The following is a 25,133-nucleotide window of genomic DNA, read 5'->3' as shown; positions in this document are numbered from 1 at the left end:
TACCCTCCCTATTTTAACCTCTCGCAGCGGCGGGCGGCCACCATCGAGCTTTTGGTTCACGGGTGTCGAATACGACTTTGCCCGTTCAAATCCTGAAGACAGTGCTTGCCCGAATTCCGGTCAGCGATGGGGAGAGGCAGGCCGGACATTTGCATGATGCCTTGCCAATCCGGCAAGGCGTCCGGTTCCGAATGTGAACGCGCGCTGGCGTTCACGATGTTTCCTCTCCCTCATCGAGATCCGTATACGATTCCGGCACTCTCAATCAGCGTTGCAACAATATTTGTGCGTTCTGGCCTTGTCCAGTGGCGAAAATGGCCAAATCGACGAAGTTTGCGACTGTGTCGCCTGAGATACACATGGCGCCCGGTTCCGGACTAAATCAACGATATGGCGGGCAAACCCTGGCCTGCGCGGCGTCGGACAAGAGGAGAATAAATGTGAATTCAAGTTCACAATATGTTAGATGACGAGGCGGGCGCGACGGCGCGCCGCCAGTGCGGGTACCGCACTCCGTGCCCATCCGAGTCCCTTGGCGCGGCCGCCAGTATGCGGGCCGGATCGAACGGAGCTTGTTCGAAACTTCTGTCAAATCGACGTAACAGCCGATAAGTGTCGGCCATTGGGAGGGCGGCGCGAAGGTTTCGCGGCGACCATGGTGGAAGTGGGAAGGGGCCGCGGCCTTGACGATTGCCGGCAGCAGACGAACACGACCGGATGTAAAGCGGGAAGAGCCGGTTGCCTGACCTGAAGCCTTCATCCGTCCGTGAACTGGTCCACGACTACGCGATGCGGCGTTGGCGAGAGGCGACCGACGCACTGCGCGCGGGCAGCGCGATATCGCCGCCCGATCGTTCCAGCCTCGGACCGCTCGATACAGCCATGGGCAGCCTGGCCGACGAAATAGCCGGGATTGTCGATCGTTTCGCACTTGGCGCTGCGGCCGAGGCCGCCGGCAAGCCTTCGGCGGACGATGGCCCGGGCAGGGATTTTGGCGAACAGCTTGACCGGATTCTCTCGGGATTTTCCCTGATCGAAGAGGCCGAGCAGCGTGAAGCCAAGGCGGTCGAGGCGAGGGAAGGACGCCCGAGAATCTTCCAAAGCGATCTCTGGCAGGTGCTCTACAAGGTGCGCGAGAGCGCCGAGCTGTCCTATGCGCGGGAAATCGACCTGGTCGAACTCGATCGCCGGATCGTGTTCATGCTTCACAACCGTGGCCCGATGGTGCCTGCGGTCCTGTCTTCGACGATCGGGGTGGACAAGGCGCAAGTGAGCCGATCCGTCAAGCGCCTGCTCGAACTGAAAATGGTCGAGCGCGACCAGATTCGCAGCCCGGTTTCGCTGTCCCGCAAGGGCGAGGCAATCGCCGAACGGCTGGCCAGGCTGGCCGAATTGCGCAACCGCGAATTGAGTTTCGATATCAGCGACCACGAATTGTCGGAGTTCTTCAAGGTGATGGAACTGCTGCTCGAACGCGCGGTGAAGCTCTATGATATCGAGCGGGAGATCGCGAGCCGGAGCGGCAGAGTCGAGGAGGACAACCGGATCGGCGTCGGCTTCAGCCCGACCAAGGTCGGCGAGCCGATCATTCTCGACCGGTCGCGGATCGTTTCTCCCTTGCTGACCCTGAGTTCGTATTTCTCGCGCAGTGGCGCGCTGGCCTTCAAGCGCAAGACCGGCCTGTCGAATTTCGAGGCCTGGGTCCTGTCCGAGATTTCGCACAATCCTCCCACCGAATGGTCGCGCCTGGTCAAGGCGCTCGAACGCGATCACAGCCAGGCCGGACGGACGGTCAAACACCTGATCGAAAAAGGGCTGGTCGTGCGGGAAGGCAAGCCTGGCAGGCGGCACGGCAAATTTTCGCCGAGCGAAGCCGGAAAGCGGCTGTTCGAGATCATTCTCGAAACCAGCCGGGAAAGGGCGGAATTCCTGATGGGATCGTTGCCGGCCGGCAAGCTCCAGGCATTCCTTGATACGTTCGAGAAGATCCGCCGCAACGCAGCCGCGCAACTGGAGCGGGAGCGCGCCTTCGAGGAATTCGAAAGTAACTGAGAAATGACCGTCAACTACCTGATTCGACGGACTCTTACAGACTGCTGATCGCCCACTCGCATGAGGAAGCTGCCGAGGGCAGCGCGGCCTATTTCAACCGTATCGCCCGGCCTTGGCGGCCTGAAACTGAATGGGACGGTATCGGTGAACAGCCACTCCGCACCGCCTTCGAGCGTCACCAGGTAAATTCCCGGCTCCCTTTGGCGAACCGAAGCCACGCGTGCGGTTATTTCGTCGACACCGAGGCCTCGCTCCTGATAGCTGTCAAAGCGGTCAGGATTCCTGACGTCCTCCGCGCCAAATCCTTGCGCGCCCGAGCCTCCCCCGATTCCGCGGCCGCCCTGCACGGTGCCGCTCTCTCCGGGCACGACCGGCCTGCCGCCGTCGGATCCGCCCGCCCGGATATTGTTGTCGTAACAGGCGAGGCGCGAGGTGGGATCGTCGATCTTCGCGCATTCGCGCATGATGTTGAGGACAACCTCGTCCGGAACTTGCGCCCGTATCGGAGCGCCGACCAGGACCGCGGCAGCAGTTCCGGCAAATAGAAGCGTTGTGCCTTTCACGCGAGTAGCACGTTCCAGCTTCATCAAGAATTCTCCTCTCAACAGGTGCGCAACACTGGCGTCAAGGTGTGGCTTTCGCAAGAGGCAAGCGACCGATCGCAGCGGATATCGTTCGCCCCTAACCGGGCTGCCGCGACATTCACCCGGGTGACTTCGCGGCATCTCCGATGAAAAAGCCCTTGAATCAGACGGTAATCTGTGATTCCTTCTGCTTATGGCCTTAGGGGGAACATCAGTCCTGACTCGCCGCGAACGGATTTCGCAGGGCTTGGCGCTCTGTTTTCTGCTTTTGCTTGGCGGGTTGGCGCTGGCGGGTCCCGGAGGACTTCTGGCCTGGGGCGAATACAATGGCATGCTCGAACAGCGCAAGGCGCAGATTGCGCTGCTCACGACCGAGCGCAACGAACTGCGCAACCGTGTCGATTTGCTGTCGCCAGCGGGGGCCGACATGGATTTGGCCGGCGAGCTGGTCCGCAGCAAACTCAACGTGTTGCACCCCGACGAAGTCGTTGTCCTGCTTGACGAACCAGATAGGTGAACGAGGGCGCCTTAGGCACCCAATATCATTTCATCCAGTTGCATATCGAGCTAAGCGAGGCGTTGCCTAGCGTGCTTTCCTGTGCCTATAGGCAGAGTGAAACTGCTCCTGCTCCGCCCTCGAAGAGGATGACCATCTTGGCCAAATCAGCCGCCAGACCCGCGAAGTCGCCGCGCAAGAAACCAACCGCCAAAACGCCCCCGTCCGACGAAAATTTTGCTCTTCGCAGTCTTCAGGAGATTCACGGAAAGGCGAAACGTTACGATGCCAGCGACGAGGAGTTGCTGACACTGTACGAGCGGATGCTGCTGATCAGGCGTTTCGAAGAGAAGGCCGGCCAGCTTTACGGACTGGGGCTGATCGGAGGGTTTTGCCACCTCTATATCGGCCAGGAAGCGGTCGCTGTCGGAATCCAGTCCGCGCTGCAGGAGAACAAGGACAGCGTCATCACCGGCTACCGCGATCATGGGCACATGCTTGCCTACGGGATCGACCCGCGCATCATCATGGCCGAGCTGACCGGCCGCGGAGCCGGGATCAGCCGGGGCAAGGGCGGGTCGATGCACATGTTCTCGACCGACCATGCCTTCTATGGCGGGCACGGTATCGTCGGTGCGCAGGTGCCGCTCGGCGCCGGCCTCGCCTTCGCGCATAAATATCGGGAGGATGGGGGCATTTGCGTGGCCTATTTCGGCGACGGTGCGGCGAACCAGGGGCAGGTCTACGAAACATTCAACATGGCCAGCCTGTGGAACCTGCCGATCCTGTTCGCGATCGAGAACAACCAGTATGCGATGGGCACATCGGTGAAGCGCAGCTCGGCCGAGACCGAATTCTATCGTCGCGGCACGGCCTTCCGGATCCCCGGCCTCGATGTCGATGGCATGGATGTGCTCGAGGTCCGCCAGGCGACCGAGATCGCGGTGGACCATATCCGCTCCGGCGGCGGACCGGTGCTGATGGAGCTCAACACCTATCGCTATCGCGGGCATTCGATGTCCGATCCGGCCAAGTACCGGACCCGCGAGGAAGTGCAGAACGTGCGCGAACACAATGATCCGATCGAACACGCCAAGCAGGATCTGCTGAAACGCGGGATCACCGAAGACAAGCTCAAGGAACTGGACAAGGCCATCCGCGCCAAGGTGACCGAGGCGGCGGATTTTGCCGAGAGTTCGCCCGAGCCGGAGCCAGCCGAGCTCTACACCGACGTGCTTGTCGGGGAGTATTGAGCGATGGCCATCGAACTCAAGATGCCGGCGCTTTCACCGACAATGGAGGAAGGTACGCTCGCCCGCTGGCTGGTGAAGGAAGGCGACGAAGTTTCGGCCGGCGACATCCTGGCCGAGATCGAGACCGACAAGGCGACCATGGAATTCGAGAGCATCGATGAAGGCGTCGTAGGCAAGATCCTCGTCGCGGAGGGCACCGAGAATGTGAAAGTCGGTGAGGTTATCGCCGTGTTGATGGGCGAGGGCGAAGACGTTTCTTCGGCAGTTGCCTCGTCTTCAGCAACCGAGACACGAGATGAAGCCGGGGACAGCGCACAAAAGGCTGGCGAACCCGAAATCACCAAGCCCAAACCCGCGCCTCGCGCATCGGATCCCGACGTCCCTGCCGGGACCAACATGGTCAGCATCACGGTCCGCGAAGCGCTGCGCGATGCGATGGCCGAGGAAATGCGGCGTGACGAGCGCGTTTTCGTGATGGGCGAGGAGGTGGCCGAGTACCAGGGCGCCTACAAGGTTACCCAGGGCCTGTTGGAGGAATTCGGGCCCAAGCGGGTGATCGATACGCCGATCACCGAATACGGCTTTTCCGGCATCGGAACCGGAGCCGCAATGGGTGGCCTGCGGCCGATCGTCGAATTCATGACCTTCAACTTCGCGATGCAGGCAATGGATCACCTGATCAACTCGGCCGCCAAGACCAATTACATGTCCGGCGGGCAGATGCGCTGTCCGGTCGTGTTCCGCGGGCCGAACGGTGCCGCCAGCCGCGTCGCCGCCCAGCACAGCCAGAACTACGCCTCGTGGTTCTCGCATGTCCCCGGCCTGATCGTGATCGCACCCTATGATTCGTCGGACGCCAAGGGGTTGCTCAAGGCTGCAATCCGGAGCGAAGACCCGGTGATCTTCCTCGAAAACGAGCTGGTCTACGGCCGCAGCTTCGAGATCGCCCAGCTTGACGACCATGTCCTGCCGATCGGCAAGGCAAGAATCGTCCGCGAAGGTTCCGATATAACCATCGTATCCTATTCGATCGGCGTCGGTCTGGCGCTCGAAGCGGCCGAAAAGCTTGCCGAAGAAGGCATAGATGCGGAAGTCATCGACCTGCGCACCTTGCGCCCGCTGGACAAGCAGGCGGTCCTCGAAAGTCTCGCAAAGACCAACCGGCTGGTGATCGCGGAGGAAGGATGGCCGCAATGCTCGATCGCATCGGAAATCCAGGCCATCTGCATGGAAGACGGCTTCGACCATCTCGATGCGCCGGTCCTGAGGGTATGCAACGAAGACGTTCCGCTGCCCTATGCCGCAAATCTGGAGAAGCTTGCGCTGATCGATGCGGCGAAGATCGTCAAGGCGGCCAAACAGGTCTGCTACCGCTGACCGGCGGTTCCTACTGCCTCACGAAGATCGGCCGTTCAAATTCGATAGTCGGGCTCGCCCAGCCCATCATCGTGAGGATCGAGGGAACCTCGTAGGCGATCTCGAGCGTGAGTTCGGTCGCCCCGGTGACCCGCTGTGTCATCGCCGTTTCCACCGACACGTCGAGACCGTCGCGATCGAGCAGGTAGGGCGAATTGACCGCTGTGGTCAGGGCTACCTGCCGGATCTGGGAATTGCTCAGCAGGTTCTCGGTCTGGTATTGGACCGCCGCGTGGCGCGCGACATCGGCGCTGACATTGCGGATGGCATTATAGGATTGCATGGCAATCCCGACCTGGAGCACGCCCAGCATCATCGCGATCAGCAAGGGACCCAGCAGGGCGAATTCCACGACCATCGCGCCGTCCTGGTCGGACTTCAGCCGGGTGAAGGATGCAAATGCCTGTCTCACGAGATCTGCACCGTCCTGAGGACACGATAGGTCAGCGTCTCACCGATGCCGAAATCGACCCATGGCGGGGTGTAGGTATCGGTGATGTAGATATTGAGGAAAGTCGAAACGTCGACGCCCGGTGCGCAGGTGTCGGTAAAGGCGATGTAATCGTCATCGACACCGCAGCGCTTGATCCGGGACACGAAGACCTCGTCATTGGTGAGGCCGGTCGAGAATTTGATCACGTCGCGGATGGCGTTGACCTCCTCTTCGGTTTCGGGAGGTACCGCAAGCGAGATCGCCGCGGCCTCGGCGGCCGCCGACTGGAGTTCGGATTGCCGGGCGACCATCCCGCTCGCCTCGAACCCGCCGATCGCCAACAGGGCGAGGATCGGCGTGACCAGCGCGGTTTCGATCGCCATGGAGGCGGTTGCATCGCGCGCGAGCGTTCCGATCGTAGCGAAGAAGCGGGTCATCATGCGACCAGCCTCACGATCGAACCGGAGCTCGCGACCGTGGTGTTGGTGCTCACACCGGAAGGGCAGAACGATGTCATCTCGGTATCGCCGGTCAAGGTGATCGTGGCCGCGGAAATGTTGAGGCACTGGCTGGTCACCGTTGCCGTTCCGGAAAACTGCAGATGGCTCGAGGGAAGATAGATGGTCCCGTTGAGCACGGTCTCGGCATTACCGTTGATGGTGTTGCCTCCGCCCTGGGTGTAGCCTTCCGAATTGCGATCCTCGAAAATCAGCATACCCGCCAGTTCCTCGGCCCGTTCGGCGGTAAAGCCGAGCGCCAGGAGTTCGGAGATCGTGAGCGCGGTCAGGTTGATGTCGGCGCCGCCATTGATATGGAAGCCGGCCCCATTCTTGAGCACGAACATCACGCCCGCACCGGTGACATCATATTGCGCGTTGATCGTCAGCGTTCCCCCGTCGATCACGTAAATGCCGCCGGTGAACACGCTGTCGCAGCTGAGATTCATGTCGGTGTAGGTGCCGGGCAGCACCGAGGCCACGCTGGTGGCCGGAACCACCCTGACATTGGCGTAGGTTATCGTATTCGTGGTGGTCGTCTTCTCGAAGACCTTGCTGTCCCCACTGCCGGCAATGTTGAACCAGGTGGGCGTGTCCGTCTGGGTTTGCGTACCGGCCACGGTCCCGTCCGGGACGGTCATTTCCGTCGGGCCGGAACTCGAATAGCCATCCGGCTTCGCGCCGGCATAATTATAGGGCGTGCTGTTGTTGCGGCTCGGGCCGATGAAATATTCATAGGTCGTGGCAGTCGTCGTGGTCACGTCCGCGACCGTGCTGGTTGTGGTATTGCCCGTCGGGCAGCTATAGGTCCGCGGTGTCGGGTTATCGGGCGGATCGAGATCGGCATATTTGTCGTACAGGCCTTCATAATTCTCGATCACCGTGTTGCCCTCGGTATCGTCGAACCAGTCGTCGACCCCGCCGGCAGCCATGACGAGGCCGATCTGCACGGTCGGATTGCCGGTCACCACGATCGCATCGGGAGAATCCGACAGGGCCGACATGCCGCAGCCGGCAGTGAGTACCGAACTGCCGCCGATGGTAATGGCGCCGTCGGCGTCTTCGTCGACCGCGATCAGGCAGCTTGAGAATTCCGCACCGGCTTCGAACTGGGCCTGGGCGAACACCGAGATGGTTGTGGCGCTGCCTGTCAGGATGCTGCTGAAGGGCAGGCTGCGGGTCAAATTGGCGGTGACGATCACGCTGTTGTTCGATCCGCCGCCGAAATTCGCCAGCTGGAAGCTGGGTGCGGAAGCATGGTCGGCCGTTGCGGCGAGGTTGTTGGCGTATTCCTGCTGGCCGCGCGTGTCGTAGGTGTCCGCGGTATCCTCGTCGGTCAATGCCCAGGCGGCCGCTATCGCTGCCTGGTCGGTCGCGAACTGCAATTCGCGCTTCCACATATACCATTGGGCGGTATCGACCGCGAAGCCCGTTCCGCCGATCAGCATGGGCAGGCCCATGGCGACGAGCATGGTTGCATTGCCACTTCGGCAATTCTTGAGCCTTTTGAGGAACCCGTCGATCATTCTGATCATGGAAACGACCCGCCGTTTAACTAATGGACGGGCGATAGGGGACGTTCGGTAATCGGATAGTCAATCGAGAGGGTTAATGAAATGAAACCGGAGTAAATTGCGTTTTCCGATCGGTCACTGCGGGCAGGCCGATCTGCTGCGCACGGCAATTAACGGAAATTTGGCAATCCTCGATTCTTGCGGGGGGAAGGGTAAACGGCCATCAGCGAATGATGACGTCACGACCGATTGACTTGCTGCCCTTGCCGCAGCGTTTGGCGCTTGCCTATGCGCCCCGCAAATCACAATCGGAATTGCTTGCCTTCTTTGCCCTCGATGCCCGTCTGGGGCAGGCAGTCGCGCAGGCGAGCGAGCCGCTCATGGGGCAGGTGAGGCTGGCCTGGTGGCGCGACCAGCTCGGTCTTTCGCCCGCGCAACGGGCACGTGGCGAGGCCGCCGTCCAGGCGTTGGACGCGCTGGAAGGAATCGAGCGGGATCTGCTGCGGCTTGCCGATGGCTGGGAATGCCTTCTCGGCGAAAGGCTCGATCGCGATGCTGTCGAACAATTCGCGTCCGCCAGGGCGGAGGCGCTGGTCGGCCTGTCCGGACTGCTCGACACACTCGATTCACCCGATCAAATACGCCGTTGCGCCCGCCAATGGGCACTCGCCGATCTTGCGGCCGGACTAAGCAGCAAGGACGAACGCGACCTGGTTCTGCAGATCGCCCATGAGCCGGGACTGGTCACGCCCAAGCTTTCAAGGGAACTCCGTCCGCTTGCGATCCTCAGTCAATTGTCGAGAATTAGTATTGATGGGCGGACATGCGAATTGATATCGGGCCCTTTCAGTCTTTATACTGTATTTCGATTTGGACTCTTCGGTCGATGACTTGTATCCTCGCTCCATGTTTGGAGTTATTGCGTGAGCAGGGTCCTGGCGGGGGCGCTTGCCGCCCTGTTCCTGGCCGGAATCGGGCTGTTCTGGTGGCAAGGCGTCGCCCAGGTCGAGCGCGCCGCGCCTCCGCCAATGCAGCAGGTCGGCGAAGAGCCGGCTGCGGATGAACTGCCCGCAGCCGATTTTGCCAACATGCTTGGTCCTGATCCGCCCGAAGCCGACGAACTGACCCGCGAACAGCAGCGCTTCATGCGTTATGACCGGAACCGCGACTGGCGCATTTCGCGCAACGAGATGCTCTCGACCCGCACCGACGGGTTTCGTAAGCTCGATGTCGACGGGAACAACCTGCTGACCTTCGAGGAATGGGCTGTGACAACGGTCGAGCGCTTCGAAGGCATGGATGTCGACGCAAACGGAGAGCTGACCCCGCGCGAATTCGCGGCATCGCGTCCCGCACCCAGGCCGCAATCGACCTGCCGTTGCTGATCCCGGCCGCAATCAGGCCGGAACAGTCTCCAATACGGCAAGCCATGCGCCGAAATCCGCTTTGCCTCGTTCGGTATAGGCTTCCTTCCTGGCCTTCTTCCTCACATCGTGAAGCGGCGGGAACAGGCCGAAATTGACATTCATGGGCTGGTAGCTCTCGGCCACGGCGTCACCGGTGATGTGGGACAGCAAGGCGCCCATGGCCGATGTCGCGGGCGGGGAAGTCCAGGATTCGCCTGACAGTTCGGTCGCCGCCATCAGTCCCGCCAGCAAACCCACCGCCGCGCTTTCGACATAGCCTTCGCAGCCGGTGATCTGGCCGGCAAAGCGGATATGCCCCGCATTCCTCAAGCGCAATTGCCGGTCGAGCAGGATCGGCGAATTGATGAAGGTATTGCGGTGCAGGCCGCCGAGCCGCGCGAATTCGGCATTCTCGAGGCCGGGAATCGTGCGGAACAGTTCAACCTGGGCGCCGTGCTTGAGCTTGGTCTGGAAGCCGACCATGTTCCACAGCGTGCCGAGCTTGTTGTCCTGCCGCAGCTGCACCACGGCGTAAGGCCAGCGACCCGTCCTGGGATCGTCGAGCCCGACCGGCTTCATCGGCCCGTAGCGCAGCGTATCGACCCCGCGCGCGGCCATTACTTCGATCGGCATGCAGCCTTCGAAATAGGGCGTGTGGGCTTCCCATTGCCTGAACTCGGTCTTTTCGCCCTCGAGCAGGCCGCGATGGAAGGCGAGATACTGCTCCTTGTCCATCGGGCAGTTGATGTAATCCCTTCCGTCGCCCTTGTTCCAGCGGGACTGGAACCAGCATCTGTCCATGTCGATACTCTCGAAATGGATGATGGGTGCGATCGCGTCGAAAAAGGCCAGCCGGTCCTGGCCGGTCGCCTGCACGATGCTATCCGCGAGCTTCGCGGCGGTAAGCGGGCCGGTTGCGACAATTGCCGGGCCGGACCCGGGCAGGGCGTCGATCCGCTCGCGGACGATCTCGACGTGGGGATGTTCAGCCAGCGTGCGTTCGACTTCGGCGGAAAAGGCATCGCGGTCGACCGCCAGGGCCGAGCCGGCGGGAACCTTTGCAATCTCCGCGGCCCGCATGACGAGCGAATCCAGCCTTCGCATCTCGTGATGCAGCAGCCCCACCGCATTGCGTTCATCATCGTCGGAGCGAAAACTGTTGGAGCAGACCAGCTCGGCCAGCCCGTCGGTCTGGTGGGCGGGGGTCATGTCCCCGCCGCCGCGCATTTCCGAGAGCCTGACCTTGAATCCACGCCGCGCGAGTTGCCAAGCCGCCTCGCAGCCGGCGAGCCCGCCGCCGATTATGTGGATGTCATGCGCCATCAACCCCGCCTAGCTTGCGCTGGCGCATTTTCAAGGCCAAGCGTCGGACAGGAGAGTGTCATGAGCAGGCATGCATTGCTGGAGAAGCGCCCCTATCTGCTGCTGAGCATCGCTGCCGCGGTGGCCTATTACATCTTGCGCGAGGGCTATTTCCCGGAACTCTATCTCGCGTTTGTGAAGGGCGCCGCCTGCGCCTTGCTCGCCACCTATGCCGTGCTGCGGCAGAAGGGGCGCGATGCTCTCATGATTGCTGCCGTGATGGCCATTGCGGCGATTGCCGACATGGTGATCGAATTCTACCCGCGGGAAGGGGGGCTGGTCTTCTTCGCCAGCCATGTTGTTGCGCTGACGCTTTACCTCCAGCCGCATAATCGCAGGGACCACCTCACGCCGAGCCAGAAGGGCGCGGCTGTCGCGCTGTTGCTGCTGACGCCGCTGGCAGCCTGGTTGCTGTCGCGCGACTGGGGCGTGGCGATCTACGCCCTGGCGCTCGGCGGGATGGCGGGGGCAGCATGGACGAGCCGCTTTTCGCGCTACCATGTCGGCATCGGCGTGCTACTGTTCGTGGCTTCGGATATGCTGATCTTCGCGCGGATGGGCGGGGCAGGCATCCAGTCCGCGATCGGCAACCTGCCCCACCTCCTGATCTGGCCGCTTTACTATATCGGCCAGTTCCTGATCTGCACCGGGGTGATCCAGACCCTGCGGCGCGACCACCACGCTTAGCCTGAGGCGCGTGCGGCATAGGCTCTCATCGCCTGCGCCAGCCAGTCTAGAAATCCCTCGCCGCGCGCATCGAAATGCTTTCTAAAGTCTGGATGGGCGAGGTAGAGGTCGGCCATTCCGCCATAGCCATCGCGCGGGCAATCGCGGCCCCACATTTGCGCAATCCAGGCGCGGTGGCGGTCGAACAGCGGATCGAGATCGACCGAAGCCGGATCCACTCCGGCGCGAAACTGTTCCGCCAGCTCATCCTCGGCTTTGGTGCCCGCGGCGATCGCCTCCTGGAACTTCTCGTCGCCTTGCTTCGCCCAGTGTGCCCTGCTGTGGTCGATCCCGGACTGCATGTCGCCCGGCCCGTCATATTCCTTGACCAGCCAGTCCTCGTATTCGGCCTGTTTCTTCGGGTCAAAGCCCTGGTAGAGTTGCTTGTCCTTCATTGCCTGTTCTCCGTTCAATTCCGCAATCGTGCGGTCGATGGTGCGGAGGAGCTGGCGGGAGCGCTTGAGCCGTTCGGCCAGTTCGGCGCGATGCCCGGTGAGGATCTCAACCCGGTCGCGCCCGTCCGAGACGAGCAGCCGGGCAATGTCCTTGAGCGGGACACCCAGTTCGCGATGGAACATGATGTCCTGCAGGCGCAGCAGTTCGTCGCGCCCGTAATAGCGATAGCGATTCTCGCCAACGAACGCCGGCCTGAGCAGCCCGATCTCGTCGTAATGATGCAGCGTGCGGACCGAGACCCCTGAGAGCCTCGCAAGCTGCTTGACGGTGTACCTGCTCATGATCGTCGTCCTTCCGCAGGACGACTCAATAGTCCCTCACCTTGCGTGAGGGTCAAGCATCTTCTTGACGGGGTGGCGGCGCAGCGTCCTGGTCCGGATCGTCAACCGCGATTTCCTCCTCTTCTATCCGCACCGCGCTGACGACCTGTTCACCTTCGGCAACGTTGAACAGGCGCACGCCGGCCGAACCGCGCCCGATAATGCGCATAGCCTTCTCGGCGAGGTCCGGGTCCTCGACCATGTGGCGCAGGTCGATCGGGAGGCGGATGAGCTTGGCATGGTCGGTCACCAGCATGAGCTGGTCACCATTTCTGACCGAGAAACTGGCAACGACCGGGCCATTGCGATCGATATTGTCGATGTTGAGGATCCCTTGGCCGCCGCGCCCGATGCGCCGGTATTCATAGGCCGAGGAGAGCTTGCCATAGCCGTTGGCGCACACGGTGAGGATGAATTGCTCCTTTTCCGCAAGCTCGTCGAAACGTTCGGACGAAAGCGACGGCTCGCCCTCCTTCTCCGCCTTCCAGGGTGCGTAGCGCAGGTATTCCTCCCGTTCTTCCGCTTCGGTTCCAACGCGATGCAGGATCGAGAGCGAGACCACCTCATCGCCCTTCTTGAGTTTCATCCCCCGCACGCCGGTGGATGTTCTGCTGGTGAATTCCCGCACATCATCGCCTGCAAAGCGGATCGCCTTGCCCTGGCGCGAGGCCAACAGGACATCGTCGGATTCTTCGAGCAAGGCGACGCCAATCAGGCGGTCGTCCGAACCTTCCTCGAAACGCATGGCGAGCTTGCCGTTAGACGGGATATTGGCGAATGCATCCATCGAGTTGCGCCTGACATTGCCCTTGGCGGTCGCGAAGACGACGCTCAGTGCACCCCAGCTGTCCTCGTCTTCGGGCAGGGGCAGGACCGTCGCTATCGTCTCGCCTTCGTCGAGTGCCGGGAGGAGGTTGACGATCGGCCTGCCGCGAGTCGCGGGGCCGCCTTCAGGCAGCCTCCAGACCTTGAGCCGGTAGACCTTGCCGGCAGTGGAAAAGAACAGCACCGGATTGTGGGTGCTGGTGACGAACATGTCGCTCACCGCATCCTCTTCCTTTGTGGTCATCCCGGCCCGGCCCTTTCCGCCGCGATGCTGGGCGCGGAAGGTCGAGAGCGCAGTCCGCTTGATGTAACCGTCCATGGTGACGGTCACGACCATGTCCTCATGCTCGATCAGGTCTTCGTCCTCGATCCCGTCCCAGGCAGGCGCAATTTCGGCGACCCGCGGCGTGGCATAGGTATCGCGGATCTCCGTCAGCTCCGCGCGCATCACGTCGTAGAGCCTGGCCCGGTCGGCCAGGATCGCGAGATACTCCTCGATCGCGGCCGCCAGTCCCTTCAATTCTTCGCCGATCTCGTCGCGGCCGAGTGCGGTCAACCGGTGCAATCGCAGGTCGAGAATCGCCTTCACCTGCGTTTCGGAAAGGCGATAATTGCCCTTCGAAGCTCCGAGTTTCGGTTCGACCGCCTCGACCAGCGCGAGATAGGGCGCAATCTCGGCAGTGGCCCATTCCCTTGCCAAAAGCTTTGCCCTGGCATCGGCGGGGTTTGCCGCGCCGCGGATCATCGCGACGACTTCGTCGAGATGGCTCACCGCGAGGACAAGGCCGAGCAGGATATGTGCGCGGTTGCGCGCCTTGGCGAGTTCGAACTTGGTTCGCCGCGTGATCACTTCCTCGCGGAAGGAAATGAACGCCTGGATCATATCGCGCAGGGTCAGCACTTCGGGCCGCCCGCCGCGAATGGCCAGCATGTTGGCGGCAAAGCTCGCCTGGGCGGGGGTGTGCCGCCACAGCTGGTTGAGCACGACATCGGGCGTCGCGTCGCGTTTGAGGTCGATGACGACTCTCACGCCATCGCGATTGGATTCATCGCGAATGTCGGAAATTCCCTCGACCCGTTTTTCCTTTGCGGCATCGGCGATCTTTTCGACGAGGTTTGCCTTGCCGACCTGGAACGGAATCGACGTGAACACGATCGACTTCCTGTCCCCGCGACCTTCCTCGATCACATGCCGACTGCGCATCAGGATCGAACCGCGTCCAGTCGTATATGCCGCCCTCGATCCGGACGATCCGAGGATGAGCGGGGCCGTGGGGAAATCGGGTCCCGGGATGATCTCGAACAATTCTTCGCTGGTGATCGCCGGCCCGCCGCTCATCATGCGATCGATGAAGGCCAGGCAGCCGTTGATGACCTCGCCGAGATTGTGCGGGGGAATATTGGTCGCCATGCCGACGGCGATGCCGCCCGCGCCGTTGACCAGGATGTTGGGGAAACCCGCCGGAAGGACGGTTGGCTCCTCACGCGAACCGTCATAATTGGGTACGAAGTCGACCGTGTTCTTGTCGATATCGTCGAGCAGAGCATTGGCGACCTTGGCCAGCCGCGCCTCGGTGTAGCGTTCCGCCGCCGGCGGATCGGGATCCATCGAACCGAAATTGCCCTGGCCGTCGATCAGCGGCACTCGCAGCGACCACCATTGCACCATCCGCGCGAGCGCATCGTAGATCGCCTGGTTGCCGTGCGGATGGTAATTGCCCATCGTATCGCCGACAATCTTGGCCGATTTGCGATAAGGTTTCCCGGCGACGAAGCCGCCTTCATGACTGGCCCACAGGATCCTCCGGTGGACCGGTTTCAGGCCGTCGCGGACATCGGGCAGGGCGCGAGCCACGATCACGCTCATCGCGTAATCGAGATAGCTCGTCTTCATTTCGTCGACGATATCGACCCTGGGAAATTCGCCCGCCGGGGGCAGAGAATCGAGAGTATCGGTAATGTCGCTCAACTGCGCTCTTCTGTCGTTGTTTTCGGGCTGGATTTATGTGCGGGGACTCTAGGGGAAGGCGCGGAAATCCGCCAGTCAAACCGTATTTGCAGACCTCCAAACGGCTGCTTTATCCACATTTGGATGAAGCCAGGCAAAGCGCAGCGTTCAATCGCCGTTCACTGCCGAAAACATAGGTCGCATTTGCAAAATCGGCCGCAACACGGCAGTAGCGCCCCCGATGGAAGCGGGGCGCCGGTCCCCACGGAATCCTGACAGGAGAGAGTTTGATGATTTTCGCTAACAATACGGCCCGCACGACCGCAAAAGGCCGCTTGCTTGCAAAAGCGGCCATGGCGATGGCGCTGGCAATTGGCGGGGTTGCGGGCGCCGGTCTGGCTGTATCGCCAGCCGCGGCCCAGGACTATTCGGATGGCTGGCGTTCGGCCGCCGCGCCGATCAGCGACGCGGTCGCCAAGACCGACTCGGATGCCCAGATCCAGGCGCTGGTCAGCCAGGTGGCGGCGGCCGATGGCGCCCGGAAGGCCGAACTGAAGGCCCAGCTCGATGCGGCGCTTGGAGGCGTGTTTGCCAAGCTGGAAGCCCTGGAACCGCTTTCCGTCAATGCCGACGACAAATACGCCACCGGCCAGTTCAACCTCAATTTCGGCAACAAGCTGCGCGAGCCGGCCCTGCAATACAAGGGGCTCAAGCTGATGGTCGACAGCGGCAAGTCGGCGCCCGATCAGGTTCCGCTGTTCAACTATTATGTCGGCAGTCTGGCCTATGACGCGCGCGATTACGCCAATGCCCGAACCTATCTGAAGAACGCCATCGACCTTGGCCACCAGGCCGACAACCTCGAGCGACTCTATGCCGAGACCTATTTCGGCCAGGATCAGTTTGTCGAAGGCCTGAATGAGCTGGACAAGGTCATTGGAGATCGCGGGTCCGCAATCCCGGAAGATACCTATCGCCGGGCGCTGCAGGTCGCCTATGACGAGGAGATCAAGGACCAGATCGTCAAGCGGTCCGCCGATCTGGTCAAAGCCCATCCTGGAGAGGGCACCTGGAATACTTCGCTCCGGGTTGTGCTCGATTCCTTCGATTTCACGGCAGACGAATCGCTCGACCTGTTCCGGCTCATGCGCGTTACCAATTCGATGGAAGAGGCGCGAACCTATGTCGATTACATCGAAGCGGCCGATGCGCGTCGAATGGCCAATGAAGTCTTGCCCGTGATCGAGGAAGCGATCGCGCTGGGTCTGCTGAACTCCGAAGACGTATTCGTGAAGGAAGCGCGCGAGGTGGCCGCGGCACGGGCCGCCGAGGATCGCAATGCGGCCGATGAGGATGCGGCGAATGCTCGCACGGCAGCGGATTCACTGAGCGCGCGGGCGACGGCCGACAATTTCTTCTCGCTCGGCCGCTATGCCGATGCGGAAGAATTCTACCAGCTGGCGCTCGATCGCGGCGAAGACGCAAACCGGATGACCATGCGGTTGGCCGTGGCCCAGGCCATGCAGGACAAGTTTGACGAGGCGAAGGCCAATTTTGCCAAGGTCACCGGGAACCGTGCCTTTGTCGCGTCCATGTGGCTGGCCTATATCGACACGATGAGCTGAGACGCGTCGAATATTGCCCGATCCTGTGCGGCGCGGAGGGCAACTTCCGCGCCCATTTTTTGCCGCTAGCGCAGGCGCCGCACGTAGAGCTGGTTGTCCTTGAGCCGCTTGAGTTCGAAATTGTCGATCCCGCGGAACAGGTCGGATAGCCGTTTGAAGCCGTAGTTGCGTACGTCGAAACTCGAACGGTTTCCGGCGATCTGGCCGACTTCCTGCAGCTTGGCGAACCCGTCATCGTCGCGGTTCGCCGCCTTCCAGGCAGCGCCGAGCAGGTCGACCAGCTCGACGTCGACCGGTGTGCCCGTACTCTTGCCGTCCTCGGCCGCGGCGGTCTTGATCAGGCTGTCGACCTCGATGAAGCGGGTGCAGGCGGTCTTGAACGCCTCGGGCGCCTTGGCGCTGCCAAATCCGTAGACGATCAGCCCGTCCTGCCTGAGGCGAGTCACCAGCGGCGTGAAGTCGCTATCGGAGCTCATGATCCCGAAACCGTCTACCTTGCCGTCATAAAGCAGGTCGATCGCATCGATCGTCATCGCCATGTCCGTGGCGTTCTTGCCCTTGGTGAGGTCGAATTGCTGCTGCGGCTGCAAGCCGTAACGATGGGTGATCTGGTTCCACTTGGCGAGGGCGGGCTTGGCCCAATTGCCATAGGCACGCCGGATATTGACCTGGCCAAGCTCCGCCAGCACGGTAAGCACGGGGTCGATCCCGGCATGGCTCGCATTGTCGGCGTCGATCAGCAGCGCGATGTTCTTGAGCGGGGCTTCGGACATGGGCTGTTAGATGGTCCTCCTGCGCGCCGGTGGCAAGGGCGCGCCGGTTACAGGGCGGGACGGAACTTGTCCGCCTGCTCGTCAAGGATGTGGAGGATGCCATCGGAAATCGCGAAAAAGGCACCGCGCAGCGCCAGCTCGCCGGTCCTTTCCTTGCTTTTGACACATGGGAATGTGCGCAAGTTGCGCAGACTGACCCGCACGCCAGCGTGCTCCATCGCGCGCTCGGCATCGCGCCCCTCGGTGCCGAATTCTTTCACCACTGCAACGCGCGCATCGTCGAGCATGGCAATCCAGTCCGCGATGAAGCCGCCTTCGCCCGGCTCGGTCCCGTGAAGCTCCTGCGTGAGGGCGGCCTTGCAACCGCCGCACATGCCGTGCCCCATCACCAGGATTTCCTTCACCTTGAGTACCTGGACCGCGAATTCGAGCGCCGCTGACACCCCGTGGTGGCCCGGCGAAGTCTCGAACGGGGGCACCATCGCCGCGACATTGCGGACCACGAAGATCTCGCCCGGATCGACGTCGAAAATCTGGGCCGGGTCGACCCTGCTGTCGGAACAGGCGATCACCATCACACGCGGTGATTGGCCCTGTTTGAGCGATGCCCAGCGATCGTGCTGGGGATGCCAGCGATGTTCGCGAAAGCGCCGGTAGCCGCGGATCAATTCGTCGAGTTCGGGCGAGGAGGGAACGCTCATGGTCCGGCATTTGCCGCGCATGCTTGCGACTGGCAAGCCTCAAGCCTAGATGGTCCCCATGAATGATCTCGCCGCCGCACCGCGCCCCGAAAGGCAGCGAAAACCCGACTGGATAAGGGTCAAGGCCCCGGTCAGCGAGGGCTATCGCAACACGCGCGACCTGATGCGCGAGCTGAATCTCAATACGGTGTGCGAAGAGGCGGCCTGTCCCAATATCGGCGAATGCTGGAGCAAGAAGCACGCTACGGTTATGATTCTGGGCGACGTCTGCACCAGGGCGTGTGCGTTCTGCAACGTCAAAACCGGCATGCCCCGCGCGGTCGATCCGCTCGAACCCGAGCATGTCGCGATGGCGGCGGCCAGGCTGGGGCTCGAGCATATCGTGGTGACCTCGGTCGACCGCGACGATCTGCCCGACGGCGGAGCAGGGCAGTTTGTCAAGGTGATCGAGGCGCTGCGCCGGACCACACCGAAGACGACGATCGAGATCCTGACTCCCGATTTCCGTGGCAAGATGCGCGAGGCAGTCGAAGCGATCTGCCAGGCAGGCCCGGATGTCTACAACCACAATCTTGAAACGGTTCCGCGGCTTTACCCGACGATCCGACCGGGCGCGCGCTATTACGCTTCGCTAAGGCTGCTTGAGGAAGTCAAACGGCACGATCCGCTGATCTTCACCAAGAGCGGGATCATGCTGGGGCTGGGCGAGGAACGGCTCGAAGTTCACCAGGTGATGGACGACATGCGCAGCGCGGATGTCGATTTCATCACCATGGGGCAATACCTCCAGCCGACCCCCAAGCACGCGGCGGTGAAGGATTTTGTCCCGCCCAAAGTGTTCGACGCGTTTGGAGCCATCGCCCGGGCAAAGGGGTTCCTGCAGGTGGCATCGAGCCCGCTGACCCGTTCGAGCTACCATGCCGGAGAGGATTTTGCCCAAATGCGCGACGCCCGCGAAGCCAGGCTCGCCAAAGCCTAGCAATGCCGGGAATTCACGAGACCAAGCGGCTCCCTTACAGCGCCGCGCAGATGTTCGACCTGGTCGCCGATGTTGGCCGGTACGATGAATTCCTGCCCTGGGTCGTCGGCGTCAGGATCACATCGGACAGCGAAAGCGAGATGATCGCCGACCTGCTGGTCGGCTTCAAGGCGATGCGCGAGAAATTCACGTCGCGGGTACTCAAGGACCGCCCAAGCCGGATCGAAGTGATCTATCTCGATGGTCCGATGCGCGATCTCGACAATATCTGGCTGTTTCGGGACCTGCCGGAGGGTGGGTGCGAGATCGAGTTTTCGGTCCGCTTCACCTTCAGGAACCGGCTGTTCGAGGCCTTGGCCGGACAGTATTTCGACCGCGCCTTTCGAAAAATGGTTGCGGCGTTCGAGGCCCGGGCGGACGAGCTTTACGGCAGCAGCAAATCGAGCGCGACGAGCGTCGCCTGACGCCGCACACCCGCGCGGGTCGTCTCTTCGAAATGACGTTCATTGGGGATCGGATCGCCCATTCCCCTGACCGCCGTTGCAAACACCACCGTGCCGACAGGCTTCAATTCGCTGCCGCCGTCCGGGCCGGCAATCCCGCTGATCGCGACCGCCATGTCGGCCAGGCTGTGCTTGAGCGCGCCCTGGGCCATGGCGAAGACGCAGGCAATCGACACTGCGCCGAATGCCTCGATAATATCCTGAGGCACGCCCAGCAGTTCCTGCTTCGCCTCGTTCGAATAGGTTACGAAGCTCCGATCGAGCACGGCCGAAGAACCGGGGATCTCCGTCAAGGCGGCGGCGACCAGCCCGCCGGTACAGCTTTCCGCGAGCGCGACCGTGCGGCCGATTCTGGCATTTTCTTCGACGACCCGCTTCGCCAGGGAGACGATGTCTTCGGGAAGGAGGAAGTCCTTCGAACTACTCTTGCTTTCGCCAAACAGGGACAAGGTAAAGCTCCAGTCAGTGATCCAGGAGGATCGTTGCGGCGGCCTGCGCGGCAATTCCCTCTCCACGTCCCGTAAATCCGAGCCGTTCGGTGGTGGTTGCCTTGACGCTGACCAGCCCGATGTCGATACCGATCAGCTCCGCAAGCCGTTTGCGCATGGCGTCCCGGTGCGGGCCGATCTTCGGCTGTTCGCAGATGATTGTGAGGTCGACATTGCCGATACGATAACCGGCCTCGCCGACCAGCGCGACCGCATGGGCAAGGAACCGATCCGAGGATGCGCCCTTCCAGCGTGAATCGTGCGGAGAGAAGTGTTCGCCAATGTCGCCGGCGCCCGCCGCCCCCAGCAGCGCATCGACTAGGGCATGGATCGCGACATCGGCGTCGCTATGGCCTGAAAGGCCCTTGTCGTGCTCGATCCTGACCCCGCACAGCCAAAGCTCCTCGCCCTCGACGAGGCGATGGACATCGAAGCCGCTTCCGGTCCTGACGGCCGGCAGCTCGTCCGCAAAATCTTCGGAATAGGTCAATTTGCGCATCTTCTCGTCGCCGGCAACCAGCGCTACCTTCAATCCGGCCGCCATGGCAACCTGGGCATCGTCGCCGGCAATGGCGTCACCCTGCCACGACCGATGAGCTGCCAGGATATCCGGATAACAAAAGGCTTGGGGGGTCTGCACACGGCGCAGGTCTTCTCGCGGAGCTGAGCCGGCCATCACGCCACCGGCGTCCTGCGCAAGACTGTCGACGACCGGAAGCACGGGGATCGCGCCCGGCTTGCTCCCGAGTGCTTCCAGCAGGCGATCGATGACCGCGCGGGGAACATTCGGCCGTGCCGCATCGTGAATCAGCACCCTTGCCGGCATCGTATCGCCCAGGGCCTCCAAGGCGTTCCTGACCGACGATTGGCGCGTCGTGCCTCCCGCGACGAGACTTACATCGGCAATCCCGGCAAGCGCTTCGCGGGCAATTGCCTCCGCATTTTCCGGTATTGCCACGATAATCGGATCGGCACCGGCCGCCGACAAGGCTTCCACCGAATGGCGCAGCAGCGGCTTGCCTCGCCACCGCGCAAATTGCTTTGGAACCGGCTGCCCGGCGCGCATTCCCTGGCCGGCTGCGACGATCACAGCAGCGAAGCCGCGTGTTTGGGAATGGCCGGGACTGTCCATCGACGGCGCGCCTAACCGCTTGCGGGGGAGGGTGCAATCCACTATGCGCCTGCCCAAATTTTAGGCACACAACCCCGCAATGACCGAACCAGCCCATAGTCCGCGCCTCAAGCCAATCCAGGTCGGCGATGTCACGATCGCTTGCCCGGTGATCCTGGCCCCGATGACCGGGGTAACGGACTTGCCGTTTCGCAAGCTGGTGCGCCGGTTCGGCTCGGGGCTCAACGTGACCGAGATGATCGCCAGCCCGGCGGCAATCCGCGAAACCCGCCAGTCGATCCAGAAGGCGGCGTGGGATTCCACCGAAGAGCCCGTTTCGATGCAGCTGGTCGGCTGCACGCCATACGAGATGGGCGAAGCCGCGAAACTGAGCGAGGATCGCGGTGCGGCCATCATCGATATCAATATGGGCTGCCCGGTGCGCAAGGTGACCAATGGCGACGCCGGATCGGCACTGATGCGCGACCTTGCGCTGGCCGCCAGCCTGATCGAGGCAACGGTGAAGGCGGTGTCGGTTCCGGTGACGGTCAAGATGCGCATGGGCTGGGATCACTCCAGCCTCAATGCGCCCGAACTGGCGCATATTGCCGAAGACCTGGGCGCGAGGATGATCACCGTCCACGGCCGGACGCGCAACCAGATGTACAAGGGCCATGCCGACTGGGGCTTCATCCGCAAGGTCAAACGGGCTGTGTCGATCCCGGTGATCGTCAATGGCGATATCTGCAGCGAGGACGATGCTGCCCGTGCGCTCGACGAGAGCGGGGCGGACGGGGTGATGATCGGGCGGGGCGCATATGGCAGGCCGTGGCTGCTCGTGCAGGTGATGCACTTCCTCCAGACCGGCGAACGGATCGCCAGTCCGAGCTTCGACGTCCAATACGAAACCCTCGTCGAGCATTACCGCGGCATGCTCGAACATTACGGCGAAGAGGTCGGCGTCAAGATCGCGCGCAAGCATCTGGGATGGTACACCAAGGGGCTGCACGGTTCGGCCGATTTCCGCAACAAGGTCAATTTTATCGACGATGCCGGGCTTGTGCTGGAGGAACTGGAACGATTCTACGAACCTTTCCTGAGGCGCCGCGCCGCGTGAGCGAAGAGCCAAGGCCAAGGACCCAGCTCGCCAGCCTGCCGATGGCGGTGTTGCTGCTCGAGCCTGACCTCACGATCAACAGTGCCAATCCGGCCGCTGAGCAGTTGATCGGGATCGGGCTCAAAAAGCTGGCGGGACGCAATCTCAAGGACATCGCCAATTTCGGCGACGAGCGCTTCTACGAATGGCTCTCGCGCGGGGATGCCCAGCTTTCGGCGCATTCAGTGGCGACCCGGATTGGCGACCAACCGGAGCGGCAACTGGACCTGATGCTTTCTCCGGTCATCGGCCATGCCGGGTGGCAGATGCTGGCGATGCACGACATCGGCAGTTCGGAGACCCTGGGCGAGCGCGACGATCCCCCGCTTCGCGCGCCCGCCATCCTTGCCCATGAAATCAAGAACCCGCTCTCGGCGATCCGCGGCGCGGCCCAGCTCATCGGGCGCAAGATCGACGAAAAGGACAAGGCCCTGACCAGCCTCATCGCCGATGAGGTCGATCGGATCGCCAAGCTGGTCGACCGGATGCAGGACCTCGGCCGTGAGCAGCCCGAGCCGGTTGGCCCCTGCAATCTCCACGAAGTTATCCGCCGCGCGATCAGCGTGATGGAGGCGGCCGGCGAAACGCTGGGCGACAATGTGGTGCTGGTCGAGGAATTCGATCCCTCGCTTCCGCCGGTCCTGGGCAACGAGGATGCACTGGTGCAGGTGCTGATCAACCTCATATCGAACGCCCGCGACGCATGCAGGGACGCGGAAAGTCCCAGGATCGAGATCCGCACCCGCTTTGTCAGCGGGCTGGTACTCAACGCGATCCGCCTGGGGCGGCCGATCCGCCTGCCGATCGAAGTGCGGATCAGCGACAACGGACCGGGAATCGATCCGGCCCTGCGCGACCATATTTTCGAACCCTTCGTGTCGAGCAAGAAGAACGGGCAGGGCCTGGGTCTGGCGCTCGTCAATAAGCTCGTGCGCGACATGAATGGCCGGATCACGCATGAACGCGACGAGAAGCAGGGCTGGACCCATTTCAAGGTCCACCTCCAGCAAGCGAAATAGGATCGGGAAGGAATCGGGAATGCCCAAGCGCGCCCTGCTGGTAGAAGACGACACCTCGATCGCGCTGGTCACGACAGCCGCACTCGAAGACGACGGCTTTGCGGTCGACCGGTGCGATTCGATCGCCGGACGCGACAGGCTGCTCGCAAAAGGACGCTACGACGTCATGCTGACCGACGTCATGCTGACCGATGGCGACGGCATCGAATCCCTGGGGGAAGTGCATTCCGCGCATCCCGACATGCCGATCATCATCCTGTCGGCGCAGAACACGCTCGATACGGCGGTGCGGGCAAGCGATACGGGTGCGTTCGAGTATTTTCCCAAGCCGTTCGACCTCGACGAACTGGTCCGCGCGGCTCGCCAGGCCGCCGAAAGCGGCGATGGCGAACAAGACGAGACCGATCAGCCGGGTGACGGCCTGCCGCTGGTCGGCCGCAGCCAGGCGATGCAGGGCGTCTATCGCATGATCACCCGCGTCCTGCGCAATGATCTGACAGTGCTGGTGCTGGGCGAATCCGGGACCGGCAAGGAGCTTGTCGCCGAAGCGATTCACCAGCTCGGGCACCGCAGCAAGGGTCCGTTCGTCGCGGTCAATGCCGCCGCTATTCCCCGCGAGCTGATCGAAAGCGAGCTGTTCGGACACGAACGGGGCGCTTTCACCGGTGCGATCGGCCGGGCGATCGGCAAGTTCGAGCAGGCACATGGAGGAACGCTGTTCCTCGACGAAATCGGCGACATGCCGGCCGAAGCGCAGACCCGGCTGTTGCGCGCATTGCAGTCAGGCAGGATCAGGCGGGTCGGGGGAAGCGAGGAGATCGCCATCGACGTCAGGATCATCGCCGCCACCAACAAGGATCTCGCACCGTTGATCGAGGCCGGGCAATTTCGCGAGGACCTGTTCTACCGGCTCAACGTCGTCCCGATCCAATTGCCTCCCCTGCGCGAACGGGCGAGCGATATCGAAGCGCTCGCCAAGCATTTTCTCGCGCAAGCCGCCGAGGAAGGACTTCCGCGCCGCCAGTTCGACAGCGACGCGGTGGAGCTGCTTTCGCGCCACCCCTGGCGCGGCAACGTTCGCGAATTGCGCAATTTCGTCTACCGCGCGGCGCTGATGGCGCGCGAGGATGTGATCGATGCCGCCAGCGTCCAGTCGCTGCTTGGCCAGCGGCCCGGCGCGGCAACCGTTGCCGAAAATGTGGACTTCCAGACCGCGCTGCAGGCATGGCTGTCCGAGGAAAATCCGGCTGGCGGGACCCTATATCACAGCGCCTTGGCGGCATTCGAAAAGCCGCTTTTCGAGTACGCTCTCCGGCAGACCGGAGGCAACCAGCTGCGCGCTTCGCAGCTTCTCGGCATCAATCGCAACACTTTGCGCAAACGCCTCGAAGACCTCGAAATCGATCCGGATGGCTTTGTCCGGCGCAATTAGCCGCGAACCCACAGAAAAACTCTTGCAAATCTGCAACAGCCCCGTTGTAAAGGAGCAA

24 protein-coding genes are annotated in these 25,133 nt (G+C 62.2%); 13 read left to right on the top strand and 11 right to left on the bottom strand.

Annotation, left to right across the window (positions count from 1 at the left end; translation table 11 throughout):
* Nucleotides 1–738: 738 nt before the first annotated feature.
* Nucleotides 739–2,052 (top strand): MarR family winged helix-turn-helix transcriptional regulator, encoded by a 1,314-nt coding sequence (locus AC16XC_RS01845; RefSeq protein WP_484032928.1) that lies wholly within the window; start codon nt 739–741, stop codon nt 2,050–2,052.
* 14 nt (nt 2,053–2,066) lie between these two features.
* On the opposite strand, the gene AC16XC_RS01840 is transcribed toward AC16XC_RS01845, so the two are convergent.
* Nucleotides 2,067–2,639, bottom strand: coding sequence for a hypothetical protein (locus AC16XC_RS01840; protein WP_484032927.1), 573 nt, complete (start codon nt 2,637–2,639; stop codon nt 2,067–2,069).
* 244 nt (nt 2,640–2,883) lie between these two features.
* Here AC16XC_RS01840 and AC16XC_RS01835 point away from each other — a divergent pair, with 244 nt between their 5' ends.
* The 3 genes from AC16XC_RS01835 (at nt 2,884) to AC16XC_RS01825 (ending at nt 5,762) form a co-directional block, all read left to right on the top strand.
* Nucleotides 2,884–3,153 (top strand): FtsB family cell division protein, encoded by a 270-nt coding sequence (locus AC16XC_RS01835; protein ID WP_484032926.1) that lies wholly within the window; start codon nt 2,884–2,886, stop codon nt 3,151–3,153.
* 137 nt (nt 3,154–3,290) lie between these two features.
* A complete protein-coding gene (gene pdhA / locus AC16XC_RS01830) occupies nt 3,291–4,385 on the top strand; it encodes a pyruvate dehydrogenase (acetyl-transferring) E1 component subunit alpha (RefSeq protein ID WP_484032925.1) in 1,095 nt (364 codons plus the stop codon).
* Between the two features lie 3 nt (nt 4,386–4,388).
* Complete coding sequence (locus AC16XC_RS01825; protein WP_484032924.1) at nt 4,389–5,762, top strand: pyruvate dehydrogenase complex E1 component subunit beta; 1,374 nt, start codon at nt 4,389–4,391, stop codon at nt 5,760–5,762.
* A gap of 10 nt (nt 5,763–5,772) precedes the next feature.
* Here the strand turns inward: AC16XC_RS01825 and AC16XC_RS01820 are convergent, their stop codons facing one another.
* From AC16XC_RS01820 to AC16XC_RS01810, 3 genes are read right to left on the bottom strand one after another with little or no spacing between them, the layout of a single operon-like run.
* A complete protein-coding gene (locus tag AC16XC_RS01820) occupies nt 5,773–6,213 on the bottom strand; it encodes a TadE/TadG family type IV pilus assembly protein (RefSeq protein WP_484032923.1) in 441 nt (146 codons plus the stop codon).
* Complete coding sequence (locus tag AC16XC_RS01815; protein WP_484032922.1) at nt 6,210–6,674, bottom strand: TadE/TadG family type IV pilus assembly protein; 465 nt, start codon at nt 6,672–6,674, stop codon at nt 6,210–6,212. Before AC16XC_RS01815 ends, AC16XC_RS01820 begins: the two co-directional genes overlap by 4 nt.
* Nucleotides 6,671–8,266 carry a pilus assembly protein TadG-related protein gene (locus AC16XC_RS01810; protein ID WP_484032921.1) on the bottom strand — a complete coding sequence of 532 codons (1,596 nt, stop codon included), beginning with the start codon at nt 8,264–8,266 and terminating at the stop codon, nt 6,671–6,673. The genes AC16XC_RS01815 and AC16XC_RS01810 overlap by 4 nt, the downstream gene beginning before the upstream one ends.
* Before the next feature lie 242 nt (nt 8,267–8,508).
* On the opposite strand from AC16XC_RS01810, the gene AC16XC_RS01805 reads away from it, so the two are divergent.
* Together AC16XC_RS01805 and AC16XC_RS01800 are read left to right on the top strand one after the other, a co-directional pair.
* Nucleotides 8,509–9,135 carry a hypothetical protein gene (locus tag AC16XC_RS01805; protein ID WP_484032920.1) on the top strand — a complete coding sequence of 209 codons (627 nt, stop codon included), beginning with the start codon at nt 8,509–8,511 and terminating at the stop codon, nt 9,133–9,135.
* A 33-nt stretch (nt 9,136–9,168) separates the two neighbouring features.
* Complete coding sequence (locus AC16XC_RS01800; protein WP_484032919.1) at nt 9,169–9,630, top strand: EF-hand domain-containing protein; 462 nt, start codon at nt 9,169–9,171, stop codon at nt 9,628–9,630.
* 12 nt (nt 9,631–9,642) lie between these two features.
* On the opposite strand, the gene trmFO is transcribed toward AC16XC_RS01800, so the two are convergent.
* Nucleotides 9,643–10,974 (bottom strand): methylenetetrahydrofolate--tRNA-(uracil(54)-C(5))-methyltransferase (FADH(2)-oxidizing) TrmFO, encoded by a 1,332-nt coding sequence (trmFO, locus tag AC16XC_RS01795; protein WP_484032918.1) that lies wholly within the window; start codon nt 10,972–10,974, stop codon nt 9,643–9,645.
* Between the two features lie 60 nt (nt 10,975–11,034).
* Here trmFO and AC16XC_RS01790 point away from each other — a divergent pair, with 60 nt between their 5' ends.
* Nucleotides 11,035–11,700, top strand: coding sequence for a lysoplasmalogenase family protein (locus AC16XC_RS01790; RefSeq protein WP_484032917.1), 666 nt, complete (start codon nt 11,035–11,037; stop codon nt 11,698–11,700).
* On the opposite strand, the gene AC16XC_RS01785 is transcribed toward AC16XC_RS01790, so the two are convergent.
* Both AC16XC_RS01785 and gyrA read right to left on the bottom strand, forming a co-directional pair.
* Complete coding sequence (locus AC16XC_RS01785; protein ID WP_484032916.1) at nt 11,697–12,476, bottom strand: MerR family transcriptional regulator; 780 nt, start codon at nt 12,474–12,476, stop codon at nt 11,697–11,699. The two genes, AC16XC_RS01790 and AC16XC_RS01785, sit on opposite strands and share 4 nt — an antisense overlap.
* Before the next feature lie 52 nt (nt 12,477–12,528).
* Nucleotides 12,529–15,309, bottom strand: coding sequence for a DNA gyrase subunit A (gene gyrA, locus AC16XC_RS01780; protein WP_484032915.1), 2,781 nt, complete (start codon nt 15,307–15,309; stop codon nt 12,529–12,531).
* 332 nt (nt 15,310–15,641) lie between these two features.
* On the opposite strand from gyrA, the gene AC16XC_RS01775 reads away from it, so the two are divergent.
* On the top strand, nt 15,642–16,913 hold the full coding sequence (locus AC16XC_RS01775; protein ID WP_484032914.1) for a hypothetical protein: 1,272 nt from the start codon (nt 15,642–15,644) through the stop codon (nt 16,911–16,913).
* Between the two features lie 65 nt (nt 16,914–16,978).
* On the opposite strand, the gene AC16XC_RS01770 is transcribed toward AC16XC_RS01775, so the two are convergent.
* Together AC16XC_RS01770 and AC16XC_RS01765 are read right to left on the bottom strand one after the other, a co-directional pair.
* Complete coding sequence (locus tag AC16XC_RS01770) at nt 16,979–17,686, bottom strand: NYN domain-containing protein (RefSeq protein WP_484032913.1); 708 nt, start codon at nt 17,684–17,686, stop codon at nt 16,979–16,981.
* Between the two features lie 47 nt (nt 17,687–17,733).
* Complete coding sequence (locus tag AC16XC_RS01765) at nt 17,734–18,387, bottom strand: carbonic anhydrase (protein WP_484032912.1); 654 nt, start codon at nt 18,385–18,387, stop codon at nt 17,734–17,736.
* Between the two features lie 58 nt (nt 18,388–18,445).
* Between AC16XC_RS01765 and lipA the strand changes: the two genes are divergently transcribed.
* Nucleotides 18,446–19,366 (top strand): lipoyl synthase, encoded by a 921-nt coding sequence (gene lipA / locus AC16XC_RS01760; RefSeq protein WP_484032911.1) that lies wholly within the window; start codon nt 18,446–18,448, stop codon nt 19,364–19,366.
* Between the two features lie 2 nt (nt 19,367–19,368).
* Nucleotides 19,369–19,830, top strand: a complete 462-nt coding sequence (locus tag AC16XC_RS01755) for a type II toxin-antitoxin system RatA family toxin (protein WP_484032910.1) — start codon at nt 19,369–19,371, stop codon at nt 19,828–19,830.
* On the opposite strand, the gene AC16XC_RS01750 is transcribed toward AC16XC_RS01755, so the two are convergent.
* Together AC16XC_RS01750 and AC16XC_RS01745 are read right to left on the bottom strand one after the other, a co-directional pair.
* Complete coding sequence (locus AC16XC_RS01750; protein WP_484032909.1) at nt 19,791–20,318, bottom strand: CinA family protein; 528 nt, start codon at nt 20,316–20,318, stop codon at nt 19,791–19,793. The two genes, AC16XC_RS01755 and AC16XC_RS01750, sit on opposite strands and share 40 nt — an antisense overlap.
* Nucleotides 20,319–20,331: 13 nt before the next feature.
* On the bottom strand, nt 20,332–21,489 hold the full coding sequence (locus AC16XC_RS01745; protein ID WP_484032908.1) for a bifunctional 2-C-methyl-D-erythritol 4-phosphate cytidylyltransferase/2-C-methyl-D-erythritol 2,4-cyclodiphosphate synthase: 1,158 nt from the start codon (nt 21,487–21,489) through the stop codon (nt 20,332–20,334).
* Between the two features lie 79 nt (nt 21,490–21,568).
* On the opposite strand from AC16XC_RS01745, the gene dusB reads away from it, so the two are divergent.
* Genes dusB through AC16XC_RS01730 form a run of 3 tightly spaced genes read left to right on the top strand, consistent with a single transcriptional unit; the run spans nt 21,569 to nt 25,075 of the window.
* Nucleotides 21,569–22,585 (top strand): tRNA dihydrouridine synthase DusB, encoded by a 1,017-nt coding sequence (gene dusB / locus AC16XC_RS01740; protein WP_484032907.1) that lies wholly within the window; start codon nt 21,569–21,571, stop codon nt 22,583–22,585.
* Nucleotides 22,582–23,643: a two-component system sensor histidine kinase NtrB gene (locus tag AC16XC_RS01735; RefSeq protein WP_484032906.1), complete on the top strand. Its 1,062-nt coding sequence runs from the start codon at nt 22,582–22,584 to the stop codon at nt 23,641–23,643. The genes dusB and AC16XC_RS01735 overlap by 4 nt, the downstream gene beginning before the upstream one ends.
* A gap of 19 nt (nt 23,644–23,662) precedes the next feature.
* Complete coding sequence (locus AC16XC_RS01730; protein ID WP_484032905.1) at nt 23,663–25,075, top strand: sigma 54-interacting transcriptional regulator; 1,413 nt, start codon at nt 23,663–23,665, stop codon at nt 25,073–25,075.
* Nucleotides 25,076–25,133 lie beyond the last annotated feature (58 nt).

The organism is Candidatus Andeanibacterium sp. (genome assembly GCF_057143545.1).
Note: the sequence above shows the minus strand (reverse complement) of the source record. Positions and strands in the feature narration are given on the sequence as shown.